The sequence below is a fragment of the Burkholderia sp. Bp9012 genome (assembly GCF_003853825.1).
GTDB classification, from domain to species: Bacteria; Pseudomonadota; Gammaproteobacteria; order Burkholderiales; family Burkholderiaceae; genus Burkholderia; species Burkholderia diffusa.
In genome coordinates this window covers 44,386-62,269 of record NZ_QTQA01000008.1, presented here as the reverse complement: position 1 = coordinate 62,269, position 17,884 = coordinate 44,386, and the positions used below count along the sequence as shown (strand labels likewise).

15 protein-coding genes are annotated in these 17,884 nt (G+C 67.4%); 9 read left to right on the top strand and 6 right to left on the bottom strand.

Annotation, left to right across the window (positions count from 1 at the left end):
- Positions 1-73 precede the first annotated feature (73 nt).
- On the top strand, positions 74-1,582 hold the full coding sequence (locus tag DIE11_RS12735) for a PLP-dependent aminotransferase family protein (protein ID WP_124624265.1): 1,509 nt from the start codon (positions 74-76) through the stop codon (positions 1,580-1,582).
- Between the two features lie 96 nt (positions 1,583-1,678).
- Here the strand turns inward: DIE11_RS12735 and DIE11_RS12730 are convergent, their stop codons facing one another.
- Positions 1,679-2,515 carry a DMT family transporter gene (locus DIE11_RS12730; RefSeq protein WP_124624261.1) on the bottom strand — a complete coding sequence of 279 codons (837 nt, stop codon included), beginning with the start codon at positions 2,513-2,515 and terminating at the stop codon, positions 1,679-1,681.
- Between the two features lie 113 nt (positions 2,516-2,628).
- On the opposite strand from DIE11_RS12730, the gene selD reads away from it, so the two are divergent.
- The 3 genes from selD (at position 2,629) to DIE11_RS12715 (ending at position 5,675) form a co-directional block, all read left to right on the top strand.
- A complete protein-coding gene (gene selD / locus DIE11_RS12725; RefSeq protein WP_082728817.1) occupies positions 2,629-3,693 on the top strand; it encodes a selenide, water dikinase SelD in 1,065 nt (354 codons plus the stop codon).
- Positions 3,694-3,763: 70 nt separating this feature from the next.
- The gene (locus tag DIE11_RS12720) at positions 3,764-4,354 is read left to right on the top strand and encodes a LysE family translocator (RefSeq protein WP_124624258.1); all 591 of its coding nucleotides are present in this window, start codon (positions 3,764-3,766) and stop codon (positions 4,352-4,354) included.
- 241 nt (positions 4,355-4,595) lie between these two features.
- The gene (locus DIE11_RS12715; protein ID WP_124624255.1) at positions 4,596-5,675 is read left to right on the top strand and encodes a purine nucleoside permease; all 1,080 of its coding nucleotides are present in this window, start codon (positions 4,596-4,598) and stop codon (positions 5,673-5,675) included.
- 228 nt (positions 5,676-5,903) lie between these two features.
- Here the strand turns inward: DIE11_RS12715 and DIE11_RS12710 are convergent, their stop codons facing one another.
- Positions 5,904-6,200 (bottom strand): DUF4148 domain-containing protein, encoded by a 297-nt coding sequence (locus tag DIE11_RS12710; RefSeq protein ID WP_124624253.1) that lies wholly within the window; start codon positions 6,198-6,200, stop codon positions 5,904-5,906.
- A 428-nt stretch (positions 6,201-6,628) separates the two neighbouring features.
- Positions 6,629-7,633 carry a putative multidrug efflux transcriptional regulator CeoR gene (ceoR, locus tag DIE11_RS12705; protein WP_124624250.1) on the bottom strand — a complete coding sequence of 335 codons (1,005 nt, stop codon included), beginning with the start codon at positions 7,631-7,633 and terminating at the stop codon, positions 6,629-6,631.
- A gap of 173 nt (positions 7,634-7,806) precedes the next feature.
- Between ceoR and DIE11_RS12700 the strand changes: the two genes are divergently transcribed.
- From DIE11_RS12700 to opcM, 4 genes are read left to right on the top strand one after another with little or no spacing between them, the layout of a single operon-like run.
- A complete protein-coding gene (locus DIE11_RS12700; RefSeq protein WP_059599086.1) occupies positions 7,807-8,667 on the top strand; it encodes an alpha/beta hydrolase in 861 nt (286 codons plus the stop codon).
- 31 nt (positions 8,668-8,698) lie between these two features.
- Complete coding sequence (ceoA, locus tag DIE11_RS12695) at positions 8,699-9,916, top strand: multidrug efflux RND transporter periplasmic adaptor subunit CeoA (protein WP_059528484.1); 1,218 nt, start codon at positions 8,699-8,701, stop codon at positions 9,914-9,916.
- Between the two features lie 46 nt (positions 9,917-9,962).
- Positions 9,963-13,163 (top strand): multidrug efflux RND transporter permease subunit CeoB, encoded by a 3,201-nt coding sequence (gene ceoB / locus DIE11_RS12690; protein WP_124624247.1) that lies wholly within the window; start codon positions 9,963-9,965, stop codon positions 13,161-13,163.
- Positions 13,164-13,173: 10 nt separating this feature from the next.
- Complete coding sequence (gene opcM, locus DIE11_RS12685; protein ID WP_124624244.1) at positions 13,174-14,709, top strand: multidrug efflux transporter outer membrane subunit OpcM; 1,536 nt, start codon at positions 13,174-13,176, stop codon at positions 14,707-14,709.
- A gap of 184 nt (positions 14,710-14,893) precedes the next feature.
- Here the strand turns inward: opcM and DIE11_RS12680 are convergent, their stop codons facing one another.
- Positions 14,894-15,784 (bottom strand): LysR family transcriptional regulator, encoded by an 891-nt coding sequence (locus DIE11_RS12680; RefSeq protein ID WP_124624241.1) that lies wholly within the window; start codon positions 15,782-15,784, stop codon positions 14,894-14,896.
- A 98-nt stretch (positions 15,785-15,882) separates the two neighbouring features.
- Here DIE11_RS12680 and DIE11_RS12675 point away from each other — a divergent pair, with 98 nt between their 5' ends.
- Positions 15,883-16,323, top strand: a complete 441-nt coding sequence (locus DIE11_RS12675; protein WP_124624238.1) for a PACE efflux transporter — start codon at positions 15,883-15,885, stop codon at positions 16,321-16,323.
- Positions 16,324-16,422: 99 nt separating this feature from the next.
- Here the strand turns inward: DIE11_RS12675 and DIE11_RS12670 are convergent, their stop codons facing one another.
- Positions 16,423-17,274, bottom strand: coding sequence for an alpha/beta fold hydrolase (locus DIE11_RS12670; RefSeq protein ID WP_124624235.1), 852 nt, complete (start codon positions 17,272-17,274; stop codon positions 16,423-16,425).
- Between the two features lie 259 nt (positions 17,275-17,533).
- A complete protein-coding gene (locus DIE11_RS12665; RefSeq protein WP_059599091.1) occupies positions 17,534-17,875 on the bottom strand; it encodes a DUF3579 domain-containing protein in 342 nt (113 codons plus the stop codon).
- Between the last annotated feature and the right edge of the window lie 9 nt (positions 17,876-17,884).

Here is a 17,884-nt window from a genome sequence, read left to right as displayed (position 1 = left end):
CCCATGGAGGCGACTATAATCACATTTGGCTCTGGCAATCAGAGCCATTTCAATAAATATTCAGGAGCCAATCATGCGCGCAAGCGTGTTGTCGGACTGGCTGGCGCAGCGCCTCGTGCGCGGCGGCGAACAGCCGATCTACCGGCAGCTGCACCGGCTGCTGCAGCAGGCGATCCTGTCGCGCGAACTGCCGGCCGGCACGCGCGTGCCGTCGTCGCGGCTGCTCGCGGCCGAGCTGGGGATCGCCCGCAACACGGTTACGCAGGTTTACGAACAGCTTGCGCTCGAAGGCTATGTGAACTCGGCGACGGGGCGCGGCACCTTCGTCGCCGACAGCGCGCCGGACGAGATCGTCGGCGCGCCGGCTGACGCGGGTGCCGGGCCGGCGGTGGCGCCTTCTTCCGCGCGCCGGCTGTCCTCGCGCGGCACGCGGCTCGTCGAAGGCGCGGGCGTGTCGAAGCGCCAGGGCGGCGCGTTCATGCCGGGCGTGCCCGATGTGTCGCGCTTTCCGGCGCGCGTGTGGACGCGGCTGCACAACAAGTATTGGCGGCGCCTACGCCCGGACCTGCTGACCTACGCGCCGGGCGGCGGGCTCGCGCTGTTGCGCGAGGCGCTGGCCGACTACCTGCGCACGTCGCGCTCGGTGCGCTGCACGCCCGAGCAGATCGTGATCACGACCGGGATCCACCAGTCGATCGACCTCGCGGTGCGGCTGCTGACCGATCCGGGCGATGCGATCTGGACCGAGGATCCGTGCTACTGGGGCGTGCGCAGCGTGCTGAACGTGTCGGGGCTCACCACGCGGCCGATTCCGGTCGACGAAGAAGGGATCGCGCCGTCGGCCGCCGATCTCGCCGAGCCGCCGAAGCTGATGCTCGTCACGCCGTCGCACCAGTATCCGCTCGGGATGGTGATGAGCCTCGCGCGGCGCCGGATGCTGCTCGAATACGCGCGCCAGCACGGCTGCTGGATCATCGAGGACGACTACGACAGCGAATTCCGTTACGGCAGCCGCCCGCTCGCGTCGCTGCAGGGGCTCGATACGGCCGGGCAGGTGATCTACGTCGGCAGCTTCGGCAAGACGCTGTTCCCGGGGCTGCGGGTCGGGTATCTCGTCGCGCCGGAGCCGCTCGCGGAGAGCTTCGCGACCGCGAGCGCCGAGCTGTATCGCGAAGGTCAGCTGCTGCAGCAGGCGGTGCTCGCGGAGTTCATCGCGGAAGGGCACTTCGTGTCGCATATCCGCAAGATGCGCACGCTGTACGGGCAGCGCCGCGAGGTGCTGCTCGACGCGGTCGCGCGCCGCTACGGCGACACGCTTCAGGCGCTCGGCAGCGACGCGGGACTGCATCTCGTCACGCGGCTGCCGGACGGTGTCGACGATCGCGCGGTCGCGCAGGCCGCGCTCGAACGCAACATCGTCGTGCGGCCGTTGTCCGGTTATTACGCGCAGCGCGAACGTGCGGCATCGGGCTTGCTGCTCGGTTATGCGTGCGTGCCGGAGGACGAGATCGCGACGGCGTTCGCGACGCTGGCCGAGGCGATCGACGAGCGGGCGTTCGACCAGGTCGTCGCGACGGTCTGACGAGAACGGGACGGCGGCATGCGCGTGTTGCGGGGCGGGGCGTCGGCAGATTGGCCAATGAGTGTCTCCGCCGTACCGGCCCGTCGTTTCCGCACGTCAAAGCCGAATCAACGCCGCGCCCGCGACCACCAGCACGCACGCGGCGAGCCGCTGCGCGCCTGGCCGCTCGCGCATCACGAACCAGCCGATCGCGACCGCGAAGATCGAGCTCGTCTCGCGCAGCGCCGACACCGTCGCGACCGGCAGGTGCCGGTACGCGAGGATCACGATCGCATACGCGGCGAGCGAGATCGTGCCGGCGATCGCGCCCTGCGTGAGCGCGGTGCGCGAGCCGAGCACCGCGCGCGGGCCGCCGCGCAGCACGCAGACGAGCACGAGCTGCGGCACGCTCCACAGCAGGTACACCCATGCGATGTAGCCGAGCGCGCTGCCGGACACGCGCGAGCCGATCCCGTCGCAGATCGAATACGCGGCGATGAACACGCCCGTGAGCAGCGCGTACGGCACGCCTTCGCCGGAGAACCGGAAGCCGCGCCGCAGCGCGAGCGACATGATGCCGAATGACACGAGCGCGATGCCCGCGAAGCCGAACGGCGTCGGCCGCTCGTGCAGCATCGCGAGCGCCAGCACCGACACGAGCAGCGGCGAGATCCCGCGCGCGATCGGATAGATCTGCCCGAACTCGCCGTTGCGGTACGCACGCGCCAGCGTGAAGCAGTACGCGACCTCGAGCACCGCCGACGCCGCGACATACGGCCAGGCGGCGGGCGCCGGCGCGGGCAGCAGCACGGCGCCTGCGATGCCGAACGCGAGATATGGCAGCGACATCGTGCCGAGCTGGACGAGCCGGTCTTCGCTGACGTGGAGGAAGGCATTCCAGATCGCGTGCAGCAACGCGGAGCACAGCACGAGGCCGATGAACAGGTGATCCATGAGCGAAGGTGCGGACGGGAGGGGAGCGGCAAGCGCCGTCAATTATGTGGGTATCCGGCGCGCTCGCGCGGAATTGTCGATAATGGAGCGTTGTTATTCACCGGATGCCGACGATGACCGAAGCCACCCTCACCCCGCCCGCTGTTCCGCGCCTCACGAGCCTGTCCCACGGCGGCGGCTGCGGCTGCAAGATCGCGCCGGGCGTGCTGTCCGAACTGCTGAAGCGGGCCACGCCGCCAGCGCTGTTCCCGGACCTGCTGGTCGGCACCGAAACCTCCGACGACGCAGCCGTCTACCGGCTGAACGACGAACAGGCGATCGTCGCGACCACGGACTTCTTCATGCCGATCGTCGACGACCCGTTCGACTTCGGCCGCATCGCGGCCACCAACGCGCTGTCCGACGTCTACGCGATGGGCGGCAAGCCGATTCTCGCGCTCGCGCTGGTCGGGATGCCGATCAACGTGCTGCCGCACGAGACGATCGCAGCCGTGCTGCGCGGCGGCGAATCGGTGTGCGCGGATGCCGGTATTCCGGTCGCGGGCGGCCACTCGATCGATTCGGTCGAGCCGATCTACGGGCTCGCGGCGATCGGTGTCGTGCATCCGTCGCGCGTGAAGCGCAACGCGGCCGCGCGCGCGGGCGACGTGCTCGTGCTCGGCAAGCCGCTCGGCGTCGGCGTGCTGTCGGCCGCGCTGAAGAAGAACCAGCTCGACGACGCGGGCTACGCACAGATGGTTGCGACGACCACCAAGCTGAACCGGCCGGGCACCGAACTCGCCGCGCTGCCGGGCGTGCATGCGCTGACCGACGTCACGGGCTTCGGGCTGCTCGGCCACACACTCGAACTGGCGCGCGGCGCGCACCTCACCGCGCGCGTGCATTACGCGTCGCTGCCGTGGCTGGCGGGCGTCGAGGCGTTCGTCGCCGACGGCGTGTTCACCGGCGCATCGGGCCGCAACTGGGCCGCGTATGGCGCCGACGTGCGGCTCGCCGACGGGCTGCCGCCGGTCGCGCAGGCGCTGCTGACCGACCCGCAGACGTCCGGCGGCCTGCTGGTCGCGTGCGCGCCGGACGCGGTCGACGACGTGCTCGCGTGCTTCCGCGCCGACGGTTTCGACCGCGCGGCGGTGATCGGCGAGATGGTGGACGGCCCCGCGCGCGTCGACGTCGCCTGACGCGTTTCCTGACTGCGGATCGCTTTCGGTCGCTAGAATCGAGACCTTCCCTCGAAGGCATCGACGACCGATGAACGATTTCCTGTTCGGGCTGACGATCGCGCTGTCGGTCGGGCCCGTCGCGCTGATGATCGCGAACCACGGGATGCGCGCCGGCATCGCGAGCGGTGTTCGCGCGGCGGTCGGCGTGGCGTCGGCCGACGGCTGCTATGCGCTCGTCGCGTTCACGATCGGGGCGTTGCTCGCGAGCACGCTCGCGTCGTACCTGCCGCTGTTTCGCGTCGTCGGCGCGCTCGTGTTGCTCGCAATGGGCGCACGCATGCTGTGGCAGGCGTTGAAGGATCGGCGCCGCACGCTGGATGGCGCCGCCCCGCCGCCGGGCACGCGCCCGTTCACGTCGATGTTCCTCGTCACGCTCGCGAATCCGCTGACCATCCTGCTGTTCTATGGCTATGCCACTGCCGCGGCCGGCGCGCATCGGCACTGGCTGCTCGGCGCCATGTGCGTGTTTGCCGGCAGTCTCGTCGGACAACTCGTGTTCGCGTTCGGCGGCAGCGCGATCGGGCGCATCGTGAAGTCGCCGCGATGGCTCGTGGCGAGCCATGTGCTGGCGGCGCTGGTCGTGCTCGGTTACGGCGTCGCGGGGATGCTGCGCGTTTAGCTTTAGCGAATCGGGTGCCGTCGTCCGTCATGATCGGTAGCGGCAATGTCGCGTCGCTCAATCGAATGGCATTCCTGATTTTTTGTCGGATATCGTTCGAACCACGCGCGCAAGAACCGCGTGACCAAACACCGCAGCCCGTTTCGTAGCCGGGTTCCTCCTCGCGCATGCGCGTTCTATACTCCCTCGCGCAGTCTCCGAGAGCCGTTCTCACCCAACATCCCCGAAACAAGGAACGCCGATGCTGACTCGCTCCATCCTTTCCGCCGCTGCATTCTCGCTTGCCGCCTGTGCGACCGCGCCGTCGATCGCGCAGGACAACCAGGGCAACGACGCGGGCAACGCTGCATTCGCCGAGACCGGTGCACAGGGCCGCCCGGTCAAGGTCATGATCATCACGATGTTCGGTCCGGAAGGCCAGGCATGGCTTGACCGGCTCGGCCCGTGGCGCGACATCACCGTGCCCGGCCTGTCGCCCGACTATCCGGCCGTTCACTGCAACAAGCAGGACGTGTGCGTGGTGACGACCGGCATGGGCTATGCGAACGCCTCCGCGACGATCATGGCGCTCACGTTCTCGCAGCGCTTCGACCTGCGCCGCACGTATTTCCTCGTGTCGGGCATCGCGGGCGTCGACCCCGCGCAAGGCACGGTCGGTTCCGCCGCATGGTCGAGATATCTGGTCGACTTCAGCCTGCAGTGGGAGCTCGATGCGCGCGAGATTCCGGCCGGCTGGAACACCGGCTTTCTCGGCATCAATACCAAGAGCCCGAACGACAAGCCGCCGCTCGACTACCGCACCGAAGTATTCCAGCTCAACCCGCAGCTGACGGACGCCGCCTATGCGCTGTCGCGCAACGTCGTGCTTGCCGACAGCGCGCAGGCCCAGGCCGCGCGCGCGAAGTTCACGTATGCGCCGGCGAACCGGCCGCCGACGGTGATCCAGTGCGACACCTCATCGGGCAATACGTGGTTCTCGGGCACGCTGATCGGCGAGCGCGCGCGTCAGTGGACGAAGATCCTCACCGACGGCAAGGGCACCTACTGTATGACCGCGCAGGAAGACAACGCGACGTATGAAGCGCTCAAACGCGCGGCGAGCGTGAAGCGGGTCGACCTGTCGCGCGTCGCGGTGCTGCGCACGGGCTCCGATTTCGACCGGCCGTATGCGGGGCAGACGAGCGCGGACAACCTGCTGAACTACGCGGACCAGGGCGGCTTCGCGCCGGCGACCGAAAACCTGTATCGCGCCGGCAACCCGCTCGTGCAGGACATCGTTACGCACTGGGGCGAATGGCGCGACGGTGTGCCGCGCCGTTGACGGCCGGACGCTGTCGACGGGACGTCGGCGCGACGGTCAATGCGATTGCGGCGTGGAACGGAACGGCGTCCACACCGGCGTGGTGTCGTCCCAATGATCGAGCGGCGAAGGAAGTTGATCGTTCATCACAGACTCCTGCAACTAACTGACTAATCGAGTGTTCGACGGCGGTATCGCGACGCCGCGCGGCGGATCATCCGCTGCGCGGCGTTGCACGTTGACCGACGTTTAGCGGCCCCCGCCTGCGAGCTGGTTGCTTTCCGGCATCGAGCGATACGGGCCTTCCGCGAGTTCGAGCCCTTGCGGATACGAATTCGCCTTGCGCAGCCAGGCCAGCGTGCCGTCGCGGCGAGCCTGCACGACTTCGGCGCTGACTTCGGCGCGCGTGCGCGGGCCGTTGTTGTGCTGCGTGTACCACGACGTGTTGCCGTAGTCGCCGGCGTGCGGGGTGTTCGTATCGGCGAAGGCCGGTGCGGACACGGCGAGTGCGAGGGCAACGGCGGAGAGAAGATGGCGGCGGTTCATGACGTAACTCCTGTGTTGGTCGGAGTTGGCGCCTGAGCGCTCGCTCCGGCCCCGTCAAACGGGGCTGTTCGATGCGCATCGGGGTGCGCGACAGGGTTTACTCTAGGTATCTGTTCGGACGCGATAAATGCGGCAGACGCGAATTGATTTGTCGTGTTCGAGGAACAATCGCGATTCGCAATGTCGTCAGGGTGACGTCGAAATCGCCCGCAGCCGCCTGCAGCGGGCCTCGCGGCGGTATGCCGCCGCTCGCGCGATGGCGTGCGCGGACGATTGCCGCACGCGGCGCAAAGGTCTGATGCGGATTCGGAAAAGGCGAGGTGCGCGGCGAGGAAGGTGGCACGAAGGTGACACCGAAGCGGCACGAAGGCGGCACGAAGGCGGGACGGCGCGCGGGCCGGACAGCCCGCGCGCCGCGGTTCAGGCGATTACGCGACCCACTCGTTGATGACCGGCGTGTCGAGCGCCGGTGCACGCTCGGCTTCCTCGAACGTGCGCTTGCTGCACGTCGCGTCGAGGCTGCCCTTGCCGCTCAGCAGCGGGCAGCGGTCGAACACTTCGGCGATCCAGTCGACGAACACGCGCACCTTCGGCGACAGGTGCCGGCTGTGCGGATACACGACCGAGATCGGCATCGGCAGCGGTTTCAGGCCGGGCAGCACTTCCTTGAGCCGGCCGTCGCGCAGGTGCGGCAGCACCATGAACAACGGCGGCTGGATCAGGCCGAAGCCTTCGAGCCCGCAGGTCACGTACGCATCGGCGTCGTTGACCGACACGATCGAGTTCATCTTGACCTCGACTTCCTTGCCGTCCGTGAGGAAGGTCCAGTCGATCGTGCGGCCCGTGCGGCTCGAGAAGTAGTTGACGGCCCTGTGGTCGCTCAGGTCCTCGATCGCTTGCGGCTCGCCGTGCTTCTCGAGATACGCGGGCGACGCCACCGACACGCATTCGAACAGGCCGACGCGGCGCGCGACGAGCGACGAGTCCTGCAGCGCACCGACGCGGATCACGCAGTCGACGCCTTCCTGCAGCAGGTCGACCGGTCGGTCGGACAGGCCGAGCTGCAGGTCGATGTCCGGATAGCGCGTGTGGAATTCGCACAGCGACGGGATCACGAGCAGCCGCCCGATCGAGCCCGGCATGTCGATACGCAACTTTCCGTGCGGCTTCCGGTTGTTGTTCTGGAAGCTCGCTTCGGTTTCCTCGACATCGGCGAGGATCCGCACGCAGCGTTCGTAGTATGCGGCGCCGTCGGGCGTCAGCGACAGCCGGCGCGTGGTCCGGTGCATCAGGCGCACGCCGAGGAATGCTTCGAGATTCTGGATGATCGTCGTGACGGACGCCCGCGGCAGGCTGAGCGTTTCTGCTGCCTTGGTGAAGCTGCTCGTATCGACGACGCGCGTAAACACCTGCATGGCCTGAAGCCGGTCCATCACAACCTCCGCAATCTAATTTGCCGCCGGAACAACAAGGCTGCGCCGCTTTGTAGGCGGAGCAGCCTGGGATTGTTCGGGGGTGTTGAATTGTGTTGCCGGATTATAGGCATTTATCCCGATGTCTGCCGGACCCAGAATTCGTTCCATCTCGAAATGGATGCTGCATCGTCATGGACGCTTCTGAATTCAGCAAATTCCTGAAAGCCGCATTGCCTGCCGAAGCCAGAGCCGGCGCGGCATTGACGGTCGCTGAGGTGGAAATCCCCGGCTACGCGCAGGACATCGTTCTGCGCCTCTACCGCCGCCCGGACAAGACCGGGCTGCCAGTAGTGCTTTATTTCCACGGCGGCGGTTTCGTGCGCGGCACGCTCGACGACGCCGACTTCGCCGCGCGCTTTTTAGCAGAACGCTTACCAGCTCTCGTAGTGTCGGTCGATTATTCGCTCGCGCCGGCCTTTCCTTTTCCGGCCGCGCCGGAGGATGCGTATCGCGCCGCCGTATGGGCCGCGACGCGCGCCCGCGCGTTCGGCGGCAATCCGAAGAAGATCGGCGTCGCGGGGCACGACGCGGGCGGCCAGCTCGCGAACTGCCTCGCGTTCATCGCGCGCGATCGCGGTGAAGTGTCGATCGCCGCGCAGGCGCTGTTCGGGCCGATGCTCGACCCGAGCATGACGCGCATCGGCGACGCCGAACGCCTTTCGTCGGACATCACCGCGCGCGAATGCGCGGCCTGTTATCGCGCCTATCTGCCGCAGGCGGCGCAGCGCATGCACCCGTACGCGGCACCGCTCGAATCGGTGCGCCTCGCGGGCCTGCCGCCTACGCTCGTCGTCACCGCGCAGAACGACGTGCTGCACGTCGAAGCGGAGAAATATGCGGGCTGCCTGATTTCATCGGGCGTGCTCACGCAGGTGATCCGCTACCCGGACGTCACGCACGCGGCGCTCGCGATGCACGAAGCCGCGCTCGAGGAAGCAGTGCGCTTCTTCCAGTGCCGCTTCCAGGCGCGCCAGCCGAATCGTTCCGAATAACCACACCAATCCACGCTTATTGGAGATCCACATGGCCATCCTACGCACCTCCCGTTCCCGAATCGCGACAGCGGCGATCGTGACGCTCGCCGTCGTCGGCCTCGGCACGTTCGGCGCGATGCGCGTGAACGCGAACGCACCCGAGAAAGCGGCGGCGCCGCTGCCGGAAGTCGACGTCGCGACCGTCGTGCCGCAGACCGTCACTGATTGGCAAAGCTATTCGGGCCGCCTCGAGGCGGTCGAGAAAGTCGACGTGCGCCCGCAGGTGTCGGGCACGATCGTCGCGGTGAACTTCAAGGACGGCGCGCTCGTGAAGAAGGGCGACGTGCTGTTCGTGATCGACCCGCGCCCGTATCAGGCCGAAACCGACCGCGCGGCCGCGCAGCTCGCCGCAGCGCAGGCCCGCAACGGCTACGCGCAGAGCGACTGGCAGCGCGCGCAGCGGCTGATCGGCGACAACGCGATCGCGAAGCGCGACTACGACGAGAAGCAGAACGCCGCGCGCGAGGCGAGCGCGAACCTGAAGGCCGCCGAAGCCGCGCTGGAAACGGCGCGCATCAACCTTGGCTATACGCGCATCACCGCACCTGTGTCGGGCCGCGTGTCGCGCGCGGAAATCACGCTCGGCAACGTCGTGTCGGCCGGTGCATCGGCCGCGCCGCTGACGACGCTGGTGTCGGTGTCGCCGATCTACGCATCGTTCGACGCGGACGAGCAGACCTACCTGCAATACATCAACGGCGCGCGTAACGGCCGCAAGGTGCCGGTCGAGCTCGGCCTCGCGAATGAAACCGGCTACTCGCGCAGCGGCGAGATCGACTCGGTCGACAACCGGCTCGACACGTCGTCCGGCACGATCCGCGTGCGCGCGCGTTTCGACAACGCGGACGGCGCGCTCGTCCCGGGCCTCTACGCACGCGTGAAGGTGGGCGGCAGCGCGCCGCACCAGGCACTGCTCGTCGACGACGCGGCGATCAACACCGACCAGGACAAGAAGTTCGTGTTCGTCGTCGACCAGCAGGGCCGCGTGTCGTATCGCGAAGTGCAGCAGGGCCTGCAGCACGGCAACCGGCGCGTGATCGTGAGCGGCCTGTCCGCCGGCGACCGCGTGATCGTGAACGGTACGCAGCGCGTGCGGCCGGGCGAGCAGGTGAAACCGCACATGGTCCCGATGACGGGCGGCGATGCGCCGTCCGCGCCGCTCGCGGATAACGCGAAGCCGGCCGCACCGGCGAAGGCGGAATCGTAAGCGGCCCGCCGCTACGGTTTCCGCGTTCAACCAGACAGAGCCACACATGAACATTTCCAAATTCTTTATCGACCGGCCGATCTTTGCAGGAGTCCTATCGGTGATCATCCTGCTCGGCGGGGTGATCGCGATGTTCCTGCTGCCGATTTCGGAATATCCGGAAGTCGTGCCGCCTTCCGTGATCGTGAAGGCGCAGTACCCCGGCGCCAACCCGAAAGTGATCGCCGAGACGGTCGCGTCGCCGCTCGAGGAGCAGATCAACGGCGTCGAGGACATGCTCTACATGCAGTCGCAGGCGAACAGCGACGGCAACATGACGATCACCGTCACGTTCAAGCTGGGCACCGATCCGGACAAGGCCACGCAGCTCGTGCAGAACCGCGTGAACCAGGCGCTGCCGCGCCTGCCGGAAGACGTGCAGCGGCTCGGCATCACGACGGTGAAGAGCTCGCCGACGCTGACGATGGTGGTCCACCTGATCTCGCCGGACAACCGCTACGACATGACCTACCTGCGCAACTACGCGCTGATCAACGTGAAGGATCGCCTGTCGCGGATCCAGGGCGTCGGTCAGGTGCAGCTGTGGGGCTCGGGCGACTATGCGATGCGCGTGTGGCTCGATCCGCAGAAGGTCGCGCAGCGCGGGCTGTCCGCCGAGGACGTCGTGCAGGCGATCCGCGAGCAGAACGTGCAGGTCGCGGCCGGCGTGATCGGCGCGTCGCCGTCGCTGCCCGGCACGCCGCTGCAGCTGTCGGTGAACGCGCGCGGCCGTCTGCAGACGGAAGACGAGTTCGGCGACATCGTCGTGAAGACGACGCCGGACGGCGGCGTCACGCATCTGCGCGATATTGCACGCATCGAACTGGATGCGTCCGAGTACGGGCTTCGCTCGCTGCTCGACAACAAGCCGGCCGTCGCGATGGCGATCAACCAGTCGCCGGGCGCGAACTCGCTGCAGATCTCCGACGAAGTGCGCAAGACGATGGCCGAGCTGAAGCAGGACATGCCGGCCGGCGTCGACTACAAGATCGTCTATGACCCGACGCAGTTCGTGCGCTCGTCGATCAAGGCCGTGGTGCACACGCTGCTCGAAGCGATCGCGCTGGTCGTGCTCGTCGTGATCGTGTTCCTGCAGACCTGGCGCGCATCGCTCATTCCGCTGATCGCGGTGCCGGTGTCGATCATCGGCACGTTCTCGCTGCTGCTTGGTTTCGGTTATTCGATCAACGCGCTGTCGCTGTTCGGGATGGTGCTCGCGATCGGTATCGTGGTCGACGATGCGATCGTGGTCGTCGAGAACGTCGAGCGCAACATCGAAAGCGGGATGAACGCGCGGCAGGCGACCTACAAGGCGATGCAGGAAGTGAGCGGGCCGATCATCGCGATCGCGCTGACGCTCGTCGCCGTGTTCGTGCCGCTCGCGTTCATGTCGGGCCTGACCGGCCAGTTCTACAAGCAGTTCGCGATGACGATCGCGATCTCGACGGTGATCTCGGCGTTCAACTCGCTGACGCTGTCGCCGGCGCTGTCCGCGATCCTGCTGAAGGGCCATGGGGACAAGGAGGACTGGCTCACGCGCGTGATGAACCGCGTGCTCGGCGGCTTCTTCAAGCGCTTCAACAAGGTGTTCCATCGCGGCGCGGAGAACTACGGCCGTGGCGTGCGCGGCGTGCTGTCGCGCAAGACGCTGATGCTCGGCGTATACCTCGTGCTGGTGGGCGCGACCGTGCTCGTGTCGAAGATCGTGCCGGGCGGCTTCGTGCCCGCGCAGGACAAGGAATACCTGATCGCGTTCGCGCAGCTGCCGAACGGCGCGTCGCTCGATCGCACCGAGAAGGTGATCCGCGACATGGGCTCGATCGCGCTGAAGCAGCCGGGCGTCGAGAGCGCGGTCGCGTTCCCGGGGCTGTCGGTGAACGGCTTCACGAACAGCTCGAGCGCGGGCATCGTGTTCGTCACGCTGAAGCCGTTCTCGGAGCGGCACGGCAAGGCGCTGTCGGCCGGTGCGATCGCGGGTGCGCTGAACCAGCAGTACGGTGCGATCAAGGACTCGTTCGTCGCGGTGTTCCCGCCGCCGCCGGTGCTCGGCCTCGGCACGCTCGGCGGGTTCAAGATGCAGATCGAGGATCGCGGCGCGGTCGGCTACGCGAAGCTGTCGGATGCGACCAACGACTTCATCAAGCGCGCGCAGCAGGCGCCGGAACTCGGCCCGCTGTTCACGAGCTACCAGATCAACGTGCCGCAGCTCAACGTCGACCTCGATCGCGTGAAGGCGAAGCAGCTCGGCGTGCCGGTCACCGACGTGTTCAACACGATGCAGGTGTATCTCGGCTCGCTGTACGTGAACGACTTCAACCGCTTCGGGCGTGTGTACCAGGTACGCGTGCAGGCCGATGCGCCGTTCCGCCAGCGCGCGGACGACATCCTGCAGCTGAAGACGCGCAACGACCGTGGCGAGATGGTGCCGCTGTCGTCGCTCGTCACGGTGACGCCGACGTTCGGTCCGGAAATGGTCGTGCGCTACAACGGCTACACGGCGGCCGACATCAACGGCGGCCCGGCGCCGGGCTTCTCGTCGGGTCAGGCGCAGGCCGCGATCGAGCGCATCGCGCATGAAACGCTGCCGCGTGGCGTGCGGTTCGAATGGACCGACCTCACGTACCAGCAGATTCTTGCTGGCGATTCAGCGATGTATGTGTTCCCGATCAGCGTGCTGCTCGTGTTCCTCGTGCTCGCCGCACTGTATGAAAGCCTGACGCTGCCGCTCGCGGTGATCCTGATCGTGCCGATGAGCATTCTGTCGGCGCTGACGGGCGTGTGGCTCACGCAGGGCGACAACAACATCTTCACGCAGATCGGCTTGATGGTGCTGGTGGGGTTGTCGGCGAAGAACGCGATCCTGATCGTCGAATTCGCACGCGAACTGGAGCATGACGGCAGGACGCCGCTCGAGGCCGCGATCGAGGCCAGCCGGCTGCGGCTGCGCCCGATCCTGATGACGTCGATCGCGTTCATCATGGGCGTCGTGCCACTCGTCATGTCGACGGGCGCGGGCTCCGAGATGCGGCATGCGATGGGTGTCGCGGTGTTCTTCGGGATGCTCGGCGTGACGCTGTTCGGGCTGATGCTGACGCCGGTGTTCTACGTCGTGCTGCGTACGCTCGCGGGCGGCAAGATCCACGTCGCGGGCAAGGACTCGGCCGGTTACGGCGTGACGGCCCCGGGCGTGCCGGCATCGGATGCTTGAGGAAAACAAGATGGACAACATGCACAACACGAATGGCCTGATGCGCTTCGCGAAGGTGGCGGCCGCGAGCACCCTGCTCGCGACGCTGCTCGCCGCGTGCGCGGTGGGGCCCGACTACAAGCGCCCGGACGTGTCGACGCCCGCGGCGTTCAAGGAAGCGCCGACGCTCGCGGCCGGCGAACAGGCCGGCACGTGGAAGACCGCCGAACCGGCGGACGGCGAGCATCGCGGCGAATGGTGGAAGGTGTTCGGCGATCCGGTGCTCGACTCGCTCGAGTCGCAGGCGCTCGCCGCGAACCAGAACCTGAAGGCCGCGGCGGCGCGAGTCGAGGAAGCGCGCGCGGCGACCCGCACCGCGCGCTCGCAGTGGTTCCCGCAGGTCGGCGCCGGGTTCGGGCCGACGCGGGAAGGACTGTCGTCGGCGTCGCAGTTCCAGCCGCAGGGCACGGGCCCGACCAACGCGACGCTGTGGCGCGCGCAAGGCACGGTGTCGTACGAGGCCGACCTGTTCGGCCGCGTGAGCCGCAACGTCGAGGCGTCGCGTGCCGACCAGGCGCAGAGCGAAGCGCTGTTCCGTTCGGTGCAGCTCGCGCTGCAGGCGGACGTCGCGCAGAACTACTTCGAACTGCGCCAGCTCGACGCGGATCAGGACCTGTACCGCCGCACGGTCGAACTGCGCGACCAGGCGCTGAAGCTCGTGCAGCGCCGCTTCAACGAAGGCGACATCAGCGAGCTCGACGTGTCGCGCGCGAAGAACGAACTGGCGAGCGCGCAGGCCGATGCGGTCGGCGTCGCGCGCCGGCGCGCGGCGTCCGAGCATGCGCTCGCGATCCTGCTCGGCAAGGCGCCCGCGGACTTCGCGTTCAAGGAGACGCCGATCGTGCCGGTCGCGGTGAAGGTCCCCGCGGGCCTGCCGTCCGCGCTGCTCGAACGCCGCCCGGACGTGTCGGCTGCGGAACGCGCGATGGCGGCCGCGAACGCGCGGATCGGTCTCGCGAAGTCGGCGTATTTCCCGAAGCTCGATATCACGGGCGCGTTCGGCTATGAAGCGTCGACGCTCGGCAACCTGTTCCTGTGGTCGAGCCGCACGTTCCTGCTCGGGCCGTTCGCCGGCACCGCGCTGACGCTGCCGCTGTTCGACGGCGGGCGCCGTGCGGCCGGCGTGCAGCAGGCGCGCGCGCAGTATGACGAGCAGGTCGCGAACTACCGGCAGCAGGTGCTCGTCGCGTTCCGCGAGGTCGAGGACAATCTCGCCGATCTGCGTCTGCTCGACGACCAGATTCGCGCGCAGGATGCGGCCGTCAATGCGTCGCGTCGTGCGGCGACACTGTCGCGTACGCAGTATCAGGAAGGCGAGGTCGCGTATCTCGACGTGATCGACAGCGAGCGGTCGGTGTTGCAGTCGCAATTGCAGGCGAACCAGCTGACCGGTGCGCAGGCCGTGTCGACCGTCAACCTGATCCGCGCGCTCGGCGGCGGGTGGGGCGCGGCGCCGACGGCGGTCGGCGATGCGGCGACGGCCAAGCAGGAAGTCGCCGTGCGTTGAGGCGTCGGTGCGCGTGGCGGTTCGCCATGCGTCACCGAAACCGGTGTTTGGTCGACGATCGAAAAAAACGATCCGCGGCGACGCGGATCGGTCGATCAACGGGGCAACGACGATGCGTTGATTGCAACTAACGGTCGAGCCGCCGCGCGTTGACCCACGGTGCGGCGATGATTCGCCGCACCGTTCAGCTGCGACTGTCTTCAGCCCGCAGCGCCCGCACCAGTTCGCTGGCCGCCTTGCCGAGCCCCGTGTGCTTCGGCCGGCGCAGGTACACGGGCAGCCGCAGCCCGTTGCGGATGTTCGCGAACACGAGCGGCGCCAGTTCGCCGTCGGCGACATACCGGCCGATCACCGAGTCGGGCAGGTTCGCCCAGCCGTGCCCGGCCTTCACGAGCGCGATCGCGGTGGCCATGTCCGTCACCTTCCACGTGCGGTTGCCGATCACGGGGCGCACGTCGGTGAGCGGCCGATCCGGGTCCGCAATCACGATCTGCCGGAATCCCGACAGCCGCTCGATCGCCTCGGGATGCGCGGCTTCGGCGATCGTCGGATGACCGGGCGCGGCGACGGCGATCAGCGTTTCGGTCCACAGCGCGTGGATCTGTTCCTGCGGATGAAGATCGAGCCCGCCGTACGCGACGCAGAGATCGACCGCGCCGCGATGCAATGCGTCGACGATCGCGTCCTGCGGCGCGGTGACGATGCTGATCGCGAGCGCCGGATATTTTGCGGCGACGGCGGTGAGTGCGCGCGCAACGGGCGCGCCGTCGAGCTCCGCCGCGAGGCCGAGCCGCAGCGTGTCCTCGACGCCTTCCGACAGATGCTGCGCATGCGCGCGCAATGCCTGCAACCGTTCGGCGATCGACCGCGCATCGGGCAGCAGCGCGGCCATCGCGGCCGTCGGCGTCGGCTCGCGCGTGCCGCGGTCGAACAGCACGAGGTCCAGCTCGGCCTCGAGGTTCGCGATCGCCATGCTGACCGCCGACGGCGTGCGGCCGAGCGCGCGCGCGGCCGCCGAGAACGAGCCCTTGTCGATGATCGTCAGCAGCATGTCGATATGGTCGCTGGTCAGCATCGGCGGCCTCCTGTCAGAAAAATTGAAAGGACCTGACTTTTGCGGGCGAAGTGCCCGCTGTAGTCTCGCCACCTCGTTCGACAGGAAGGTGGTGGGTCATGCAAGGATGGAAGAGACGCATAGTCTACGTCGTGATGTTCGAGGTGCTCGGCATCCTCGTCGCGTCGTCGGTGCTCGGCATGCTGAGCGGCGCGAGCGCGCCGACGAGCGGCCTGCTCGGCGTGATGATCTCGACGACGGGCGTCATCGTCAATTTTCTGTACAACCTGGGATTCGAGGCGTGGGAGCGGCGGCGTGCGGAAACGACGCGCACCGTCGCGCGGCGCGTCGTGCATGCGATCGGTTTTCAGGTCGCGCTGGTGACGTTCCTGATCCCGCTGATCGCGTGGTGGCTCGACGTGTCGCTGCTGCAGGCGTTCCTGTACGACGCGGTGCTGATCGTGTTTTTTCCGATCTTCACGTTCGCGTACAACTGGTCGTTCGACAGCGTGTTCGGGTTGCCTGATGCGGTGACGCGCAAGCCCGAACCGATCATGTGACGCCGAGGCGGACGAAGCGATGCGATGCAGGCAGTCCGCATCGCATCGCTTCGAATGAGAAAGGGGAGCCGCGGGCGGCGCGCATGCCGCCCACGAGCGTTACGCGGCGACGAACTCGTGCACGTAACGGTTGAACACCGCGGGGCTGGCCGCGTTCATCCCGTGCGACGCACCGGCGACGGTCTGCCGTTGCGCAGCGCCGATCCACTGCGACAGCGTGTCGACGTTGTTGCGGAACATCTTCGGGCTGCGCTGGCCGTCGATCAGCAGCGTGCGGCACGCGATGTCCGACGCCGTGTGCTGCGAATACGCGGGCAGCGGATCCTGAAGCTGCTTCGGCAGCGTACTCGCGTTGTCGATCGCCATCGTGCGAAAGCGCGACGTGCTCTTCTTCCATGCGCCGGGCAGGCTGACCGAATCGACGAACATCTCGAGGCCGGCTTCGACTTCGCCTTGCCCGATCAGGTTCACGGCCTTCGTGCGCAGTGCGATCGCGGCGGCCGGCAGCGCGGCTTCGCGCACGCCCGGCTGCTGCAGCGGGCCGCCCGGGTCGGCGAGCGTGAGTGTGTCGACGAGCTGCGGATGCTGGCGGGCGACGTTGAACGCGACGCTGCCGCCTCGCGAGTGGCCGACGAGATGCACGGGACCGAGGTCGAGTGCGTCGATGAATTCGGCGAGTTCGTCGACGTGGTTCTGCCAGTTGAAGTCATCCTGGATGCCCGCTTCGACGGCCGGCCAGTAGTGGCTGAGGCTCGGCGCGATGCAGCGGTAGTGGGCCGACAGCGACGCGAGTTGCGGATCCCAGTAACGGTAGTCGCACAACGATCCGTGGACGAACACCATCGGCGCGCCGCTCCCCCGCTCGACATACGGCAGGCTGATGCCCGACGAAAGCGTCGCAAATTGCAGGTCGGGGTTCGCGAGCACCGACGGCTCGATTCGCATGTTCATGACTGAAAACTCAATGGGTGCGTCATCACGTCGCAACTATGCCTCACGGCAAGCTGCAAGGAAAACGCATAATTTTCATCGTCACGATCAATTTTATTGATGGCTGGGCTGAAAACCCTTGTCGCAGCGTGGGGATGTGTCGGATCTTTTAATCGTATGACGATTGATTGCGCGGCTGAAAGCACGTGCCGACGCCTGCGCACGCGCGCATCGGAACGGGGAAAAGCGGGGGGAAGGGCCGCCGAATGCGGCCCGCGCGTTACCGCACCGCCAGCGCGGGCGCGGTCTGAAGCTCGACGGGAAGATCGTTGTCGGCGGCGAACTGCATCGCGAAGTCGAACGCGTCGGCGCATACGTCGCGCAATTCGTCCGACACGAACAGGCATTTGACGCCGCCGTCGACGATCGGCATCGCGAGTCGCGACAGCGCGCAGGGATAGCCGGGCCGCCGCTCGCCGACGAACAGCGTGATGACGCCCGCGAGCCGTTCGGGCCAGTCGCTCGGGCGGAAGGTCTTCTGCGCGCGCGTGACGCCGCGGATCAGGTGGCCGCGGGTTTGGCCAATGAGGCGGCCGTGTTCGGTGATGTCGATGCGATCCATGCCGGTGTG